The following is a 7,436-nucleotide window of genomic DNA, read 5'->3' on the forward strand; positions in this document are numbered from 1 at the left end:
GCCTTCGCCGCGCTGCAGCCGCCGCCCGGCTACCTGGCGCCGGTACGGCAGCACGGCGGCCAGGCGCCCAGCTGCCCGGTGACGCCTGCGCCCTACACCGGTGCGCTGCAGTTCACCAGCAAATACGAGGGTTCAGGCAGCGCCCGCGCCACGCTCAACCGCCAGGCGGAGCAGAACTTCCGCGCGCAGACCGCGCCCATCACCCGCCTGGAAAAGGAAGCCGGGCGGATGATCACCGGCTATATGCGCACCGGTCAGCAGGGGCGCCTGGACTGCGCCATCGACTGGCTCGACCAGTGGGCCAGCGCCGATGCGCTGGCGTCCGAGCAGTTCAACCACACCGGCAAGTCGATGCGCAAATGGGCGCTCGGCAGCCTGGCCGGCGCCTGGCTGCGCCTGAAGTTCTCCGCGTCGCAGCCGCTGGCCGCCTACCCGCAGCAGAGCGCGCGCATCGAAGCCTGGTTCGTGCGTCTGGCCGAGCACACGGTGCGCGAGTGGAGCGACCTGCCGCTGAAGAAGATCAACAACCACAGCTACTGGGCCGCCTGGTCGGTGATGGCGGTGGCCGTCATCGCTGACCGCCGCGACCTGTTCGACTGGTCGGTGGGCCAGTTCCGCATCGCCGCGGGTCAGGTCGACGACCAGGGTTACCTGGCCAACGAGATACGCCGCAGCCAGCGCGCCCTGGCCTATCACAACTACGCCCTGCCGCCGCTGGCGATGATCGCGGCCTTCGCCGAGGCCAACGGCGTCGACCTGCGCGGCGAGAACCAGGGCGCCCTGCAGCGCCTGGCCGAGCGCGTGCTGCAAGGCGCGCGCGATCCGGCGGCGTTCGCCCAACGCAGCGGCGCCAAGCAGGACATGAGCGAGCTGCGCAAGGACTACAAGTACGCCTGGCTGGCGCCCTACTGCAGCCTCTACGCCTGCAGCGAACAGACCCGCGAACTGAACCGGACGATGGGGCCGTTCAACAGCTTCCGCCTCGGCGGCGAGGTAAGCCAGGTATTTGAAAGCCCGTAGGCGCGGCTTGAGCCGCGAATTTCGCGAACAAGTTCGCGCCTACGGGACGCAGCAAAACAAACCCTCCGCTCGCGGGGGGAAAGGGGGGCGCTGCCCCGGCTATTTTCGGAGAAGCCCGGATGGTCTTTTCATCCAACGTCTTTTTGTTCCTGTTCCTGCCGATCTTCCTCGGCCTGTACTACCTGTGCCCGAATCGCGGGCGCAATCTGCTGATCCTGGTCGGCAGCTACACCTTCTATGCCTGGTGGCGGGTGGACTTCCTCCTGCTGTTCGCCGCGGTGACGCTGTGGAACTACGTCTTCGCCCTGCGCATCCAGGCCCATGCCGGCACCGAAATGGCACGCCGCTGGGTGGTGGCCGGGGTGGTCGGCAACCTGGCCACGCTGGGCTACTTCAAGTACGCCAACTTCGGCGTGGCCAATATCAACGCCCTGCTCGAATCCTTCGGTCTCGAGCCCTTCGTCCTCACCTCGGTGATCCTGCCGATCGGCATCTCCTTCTACATCTTCCAGTCGATCAGCTACCTGATCGACGTGTACCGCCGCGACACCGAACCGACGCGCAACCTGATCAACTTCGCCGCCTTTATCGCCCTGTTCCCGCAGCTGATCGCCGGCCCGGTGCTGCGCTACAAGGACCTGGCCGACCAGTTCACCGAGCGCACCCACAGCCTGGACAAGTTCAGCGAAGGCGCCACGCGCTTCATGCAGGGCTTCGTCAAGAAGGTGTTCATCGCCGACAGCCTGGCGCCGCTGGTCGATCACTGCTTCGCCCTGGAAAACCCCAGTACCGGCGACGCCTGGCTGGGCATGATCGCCTACACCGCGCAGCTCTACTTCGACTTCTCCGGCTACAGCGACATGGCCATCGGCCTGGGCCTGATGATGGGCTTTCGCTTCATGGAAAACTTCAACCAGCCCTATATCAGCCAGTCAATCACCGAGTTCTGGCGGCGCTGGCACATCAGCCTGTCGACCTGGCTGCGCGACTACCTCTACGTGCCGCTGGGCGGCAACCGCCACGGCACCTTCAACACCTACCGCAACCTGTTTCTGACCATGCTGCTGGGCGGTTTCTGGCACGGCGCCAACTGGACCTTCCTGATCTGGGGCGCCTGGCACGGCACCTGGCTGGCCATCGAACGGGCGCTCGGCGTGAAAGCCGCACCGATTGTGTTCAACCCGCTGAAATGGGCCTTCACCCTGCTGCTGGTGATGCTCGGCTGGGTGATCTTCCGCGCCGAGAATCTGGAGGTGGCCGGGCGCATGTACGCCGCGCTGCTGCCCTTCGGCGACTGGCGCCCGAGCGAGCTGACCCTGGCGCAGATCAGCGGGCTGCAGATGGTCACCCTGGCGCTGGCCTGGGTGGTGATCGCCGTCAACGGCGCCCGCCAGTTCCTCGCCAGCCGCAGCCATGCGCCGGGCCTGACCCTGGCCAGCGCCGGTGTCGCCCTGCAGGCCGTCGACCTGCGCCTGCTGGCGCTACGCGGCGCCCTGCTGCTGCTGTTCTGCGCCTCGCTGCTCAAGCTCTCGGCGCAGAGCTACTCCCCCTTCCTCTACTTCCAGTTCTGAGCGGAGGTCAGCCATGAATCGCCCCGTCACCACCCTCTACGTCGCGCTGTTCAGCCTGCTGCTGGTACCCACCAGCCTGCTCGCCCTCGGCGGCCTGGCGGACTACCGGCCGCCCGCCGAACCGCGCGTGCTCGACGGCAGCCTGGCCAAGAGCCTCGAGCGGCACTACGACGAGCACTTTCCGCTCAAGCAGGTCGGCATCAACCTGTGGGCGGCCCTGGAATACCTGGCATTCGGCGAAGGCCGCGCCGGCCTGGTGATCGGCCAGGACGGCTGGCTGTACTCGGACGAGGAATTCGACCCGGTGGTCGATGCTCAACGCCAGCTGCGCGACAACCTGGCGCTGATCCGTGGCGTGCAGCGCCAGCTGCAAGATCGCGATATCCAGCTGCTGCTGGCCATAGTCCCGGCCAAGACCCGCCTCTACCCGGAGCACACCGGCGCCCATCAGCCCAGCGCCCTGCAGCGCAGCCTGTATCCGCGCTTTCATCGCGCGGTGCGCAATGCCGGGATCGCCGCGCCGGACCTGCTCGGCCCGCTGCAGGCGGCCAAGAGTGAGGCGCCGATGTTCCTGCGCACCGACACCCACTGGACGCCGGAAGGCGCCGAGGTCGCCGCGCGCGCCCTGAGCGAGGTGGTGCGCAGCGCCGTGCAGCTGCGCGGCGAGCCGCAGGAGTTCGTCACCGAGACCCTGGAAACCCGCGCGCACCAGGGCGACCTGACCCGCTTCCTGCCGCTCGGCCCGCTGTTCGAGAGCCTGCTGCCGAGCGCCGACCGCCTGCAACTGCGCCAGACCCATGCCGCCGGCGGCGACGGCGACGCGCTGTTCGCCGAGACCGACCTACCGGTGGCGCTGGTCGGCACCAGCTACAGCGCCAACCCGGCCTGGAACTTCGCCGGCGCGCTGCGCCAGCACCTGCAGCGCGACCTGGCCAACCACGCCGAGGAAGGCGGCGGCCCGCTGGTGCCGATGCTCAAGTACCTGCAGAGCGAGGAGCTGAACAGCGCCCCACCGCAACTGGTGATCTGGGAGTTCCCCGAGCGCTACCTGCCGATGACCAGCGATCTCACCGACTTCGACACCCAATGGCTTGCTGCCCTGAAAGACGGCGGCGAGCGCCAGGGGCTGGCTGCCGCCAGCCACTGATTCATCCCCCAAGGAGGACTATCCGATGAACACTCAAACCACCCTGCGCCGCTTCACCCTGGGCGCCTGCGCCCTGGCCCTGGGCCTCGGCATGTTCCAGGCCCAGGCCGACGACGGCGCCCTCTACGGGCCCAAGGCGCCCAAGGGCTCGGCCTTCGTTCGCGCCTACAACGCCGGCAACGCCGAGCTCGACGTCAACGTCGGCGAGGTGCAGCTCAAGCGGGTCGCACCGCTGGGCTCCAGCGACTTCGAGTACCTGCCGGCCGGCAGCTACCAGGCCCAGGTCGGCAACGCCCGGTTGCCGGTGCAGCTGCAGGCCGCCCACTACTACACCCTGGTCAGCCAGACCGGCAGCGCGCCGCGCCTGGTCGAGGAACCGGCGTTCAGCAACAAGCAGAAGGCGCTGCTGCGGGTGCAGAACCTCAGCGACAGCCCGCTCAGCCTGAAGACCGCCGACGGCAAGACCGCGGTGGTCGCCGATGTGCAGCCCGACGGCCGCGGCGAGCGCGAGATCAACCCGGTCAAGGTCGGCCTGGCGCTGTTCGAGGGCGAGCGCAAGGTGGCCGACCTCAAACCCGTGACCCTGGAGCGCGGCGAGGTGGTCAGCCTGTTCGTCACCGGCGCCCAGGGCAAGTTGGCACCGGTGTGGGTCAAGCGCCCCATCGACGGTTAAGGAAACTCTGAAATAGCCGTCATTCCCGCGCAGGCGGGAATCCAGAGCCTGCGTAGTCCCTGGGCTCCCGCCTTCGCGGGAGTGACGAAAAATGGCTTTTTCAGAACTTCCTTAAGGCAACGAGTTTTTTCGAGAACAAGGAAAACGGCGGGCACACGCCGCACCACATGACGCTGGAGCACCTCATGACCCTCATCTCAGGAGACACACCATGACCCCGATCATCCTTTCCGGTGGCAGCGGCTCGCGACTCTGGCCGCTCTCGCGCAAGCAGTATCCCAAGCAGTTCCTCGCCCTCACCGGCGAGCACACGCTGTTCCAGCAGACCCTGCAGCGCCTCTCCGTCGAGGGCATGCAGCCGCCGGTGCTGGTGGCCAACCTGGAGCACCGCTTCATCGTCCAGGAACAGCTGCAGCAGATCGGCCAGCAGGCGCAGCTGCTGCTGCTCGAACCCTTCGGCCGCAACACCGCGCCGGCGGTGGCCATGGCCGCCCTGCAGCTGATCGCCGAGGGGCGTGACGAGCTGATGCTGGTGCTGCCGGCCGACCACGTGCTGGACGACCAGCAGGCCTTCAGCCAGGCCCTGGCGCTGGCCAACGTGGCCGCCGAGAAGGGCGAGATGGTGCTGTTCGGCGTACCGGCCGACCGCCCCGAGACCGGCTACGGCTATATCCGCGGCAGCGTCGATGCGCAGCTGCCGGACGGCGTGGCGCGGGTCGCCCGCTTCGTCGAGAAACCCGACGCCGAGCGCGCCACCGAATACGTGGCCAGCGGCGACTACTACTGGAACAGCGGCATGTTCCTGTTCCGCGCCAGCCGCTTCCTCGAGGAACTCAAGCGGCACGACGTGGACATCTACGACACCTGCCTGCTGGCCCTGGAGCGCAGCCAGCGCAAGGACGCGGAAATCAGCATCGACCCGGCCACCTTCGCCTGCTGCCCGGACAACTCCATCGACTACGCGGTGATGGAGAAGACCACCCGCGCCTGCGTGGTGCCGCTGGCCGCCGGCTGGAACGACGTCGGCAGCTGGTCGTCGATCTGGGAAGTGCACGACAAGGACGCTGCCGGCAACGTCACCAAAGGCGACGTGCTGCTCGAGGACAGCCGCAACTGCCTGGTGCACGGCAACGGCAAGCTGGTTTCGGTGCTCGGCCTGGACGACATCGTCGTGGTGGAAACCAAGGACGCCATGATGGTGGCGCACAGGGACCGCGTGCAGGACGTCAAGAAGCTGGTGGGCAGACTCGATGCCCAGGGCCGCAGCGAGACCCAGAACCACTGCGCCGTGTACCGCCCCTGGGGCTCGTACGACTCGGTGGACATGGGCGGGCGCTTTCAGGTCAAGCACATCACCGTCAAGCCGGGGGCGCAGCTGTCGCTGCAGATGCACCACCACCGCGCCGAGCACTGGATCGTGGTGTCCGGCACGGCCAAGGTGACCTGCGACGACCGCGAGTTCCTGCTCACCGAGAACCAGTCCACCTACATCCCGATGACCTCGGTGCACCGCCTCTCCAACCCGGGCAAGATCCCGCTGGAGATCATCGAGGTGCAGTCCGGCACCTACCTGGGCGAGGACGATATCGAGCGCCTGGAGGACGTCTACGGCCGCAGCGATGCCGCGGTCATCAGCGCACATTGAGCCGCCGTAGTCCGGACGCAATCCGGGGCCCCGCCGCCGAGGCCCCCGGATTGCATCCGGGCTACGCCCCTGTCACAGCTTGAGACAGCCCCTGCGGTTACCCTGACAAACCGCCTTGTGTAGGATGAGGGCAGACTTTTCCAAGGCTGCCCCCATGCTGATCGGTGTCCTGCTCGTCGTCTCCTGGCTGATCCTGCTGATCCGCTACCCGCTCAAGGCCCTGCCGATCTCCATGGCGGCGCTGGCCGGCCTGGCCCTGGTCGCCAGCTGGGTGCTCTGGCAGGAAAACCGCGACGCCCGCTACCTCGCCCACCTGGAACTGCGCCTGCGCTACGATCCGCAGCAGTGCCCGGCCGACCGGCCGTTGTTCGTCACGCTGAAGAACGGCAGCGACGCCGCCCTGCTGGAACTGCGCTGGGAAGTCGCCGCCTACCGCCCCGGCAACGCCACCAACCTGGCTCAGCGCCTGTACGAATCGCCGCGCTACAGCGGCCCCGGCGAACTGCTGCCTGGCGCCAGCTGGAACGACTGCCTGCCGCTGCCCGACCTGCGCAGCGGCTACAGCCCGGCTACCCTGGAGTTTCGCGCCGAGCGCCTGCAGGGCCAGTTCGTCCGTTGAGCCCCGGGTTGCACCGCGCATACCGATAACCCGCCACAAGGAAGACCGCCGCATGTCCCAAGCCAATGTCCTGATCACCGGTTGCTCCAGCGGCATCGGCCGCGCCCTGGCCGACGCCTTCCAGGCCGCCGGTTACCGCGTCTGGGCCACCGCGCGCAAGGACGGCGACCTGGCGGCGCTGCGGCAGGCCGGTTTCCAGGCGGTGCAGCTGGACGTCAACGACGGCGAGGCCCTCGAACGCCTGGCCAGCCGCCTGAACGAGGAGATCGGCGGCCTCGAGGTGCTGATCAACAACGCCGGCTACGGCGCCATGGGCCCGCTGCTCGACGGCGGCGTTCAGGCCATGCGCCAGCAGTTCGAGACCAACGTGTTCGCCGTGGTCGGCGTGACCCGCGCCATGTTCCCGCTGCTGCGTCGCAGCCGCGGCCTGGTGGTGAATATCGGCAGCGTCTCCGGCGTGCTGGTCACCCCCTTCGCCGGCGCCTACTGCGCCTCCAAGGCGGCGGTGCACGCGCTGACCGACGCCTTGCGCCTGGAGCTGGCGCCCTTCGCCATCGAGGTGATGGAGGTGCAGCCCGGCGCCATCGCCTCCAGCTTCGGCGCCAACGCCAGCCAGCAGGCCGAAGCACTGATCCGCCAGGACTCGCCCTGGTGGCCGCTGCGCGACGGCATCCGCGCCCGCGCCGGCGCCTCGCAGGACAACCCCACCCCGGCCGAGGCGTTCGCCGCGCAACTGCTCGCCGCCGTGCAGCGCGACAAAC

The 7,436-nt window shown here is 68.1% G+C and carries 7 protein-coding genes; all 7 read left to right on the forward strand.

Going from position 1 to position 7,436, the window contains the following annotated elements:
* Positions 1-1,020: mannuronate-specific alginate lyase (locus tag N878_RS08850; protein WP_021443307.1), on the forward strand; the 1,020-nt coding region annotated here is incomplete at its 5' end.
* 119 nt (positions 1,021-1,139) lie between these two features.
* Complete coding sequence (locus tag N878_RS08855) at positions 1,140-2,591, forward strand: MBOAT family protein (protein ID WP_021443308.1); 1,452 nt, start codon at positions 1,140-1,142, stop codon at positions 2,589-2,591.
* A gap of 13 nt (positions 2,592-2,604) precedes the next feature.
* Positions 2,605-3,738 (forward strand): alginate O-acetyltransferase, encoded by a 1,134-nt coding sequence (locus N878_RS08860; protein ID WP_021443309.1) that lies wholly within the window; start codon positions 2,605-2,607, stop codon positions 3,736-3,738.
* A gap of 25 nt (positions 3,739-3,763) precedes the next feature.
* Entirely contained in the window at positions 3,764-4,411 is a 648-nt protein-coding gene (locus N878_RS08865; protein ID WP_021443310.1) for an alginate O-acetyltransferase AlgF, read from the forward strand.
* Positions 4,412-4,622: 211 nt separating this feature from the next.
* Positions 4,623-6,056, forward strand: coding sequence for a mannose-1-phosphate guanylyltransferase/mannose-6-phosphate isomerase (locus N878_RS08870; protein WP_021443311.1), 1,434 nt, complete (start codon positions 4,623-4,625; stop codon positions 6,054-6,056).
* Between the two features lie 154 nt (positions 6,057-6,210).
* Entirely contained in the window at positions 6,211-6,675 is a 465-nt protein-coding gene (locus N878_RS08875) for a hypothetical protein (RefSeq protein WP_021443312.1), read from the forward strand.
* A gap of 52 nt (positions 6,676-6,727) precedes the next feature.
* A partial coding sequence (locus tag N878_RS08880) for an SDR family oxidoreductase (protein WP_021443313.1) occupies positions 6,728-7,436 on the forward strand: 709 nt, incomplete at its 3' end.

The sequence above is a fragment of the Pseudomonas sp. EGD-AK9 genome (assembly GCF_000465935.2).
GTDB lineage: Bacteria > Pseudomonadota > Gammaproteobacteria > Pseudomonadales > Pseudomonadaceae > Aquipseudomonas.

Coding starts and splice junctions, on each gene's coding strand:
- N878_RS08855 (WP_021443308.1), top strand. CDS start 1,140: ATGGTCTTTTCATCCAACGTCTTTTTGTTCCTGTTCCTGCCGATCTTC.
- N878_RS08875 (WP_021443312.1), top strand. CDS start 6,211: ATGCTGATCGGTGTCCTGCTCGTCGTCTCCTGGCTGATCCTGCTGATC.
- N878_RS08860 (WP_021443309.1), top strand. CDS start 2,605: ATGAATCGCCCCGTCACCACCCTCTACGTCGCGCTGTTCAGCCTGCTG.
- N878_RS08865 (WP_021443310.1), top strand. CDS start 3,764: ATGAACACTCAAACCACCCTGCGCCGCTTCACCCTGGGCGCCTGCGCC.
- N878_RS08870 (WP_021443311.1), top strand. CDS start 4,623: ATGACCCCGATCATCCTTTCCGGTGGCAGCGGCTCGCGACTCTGGCCG.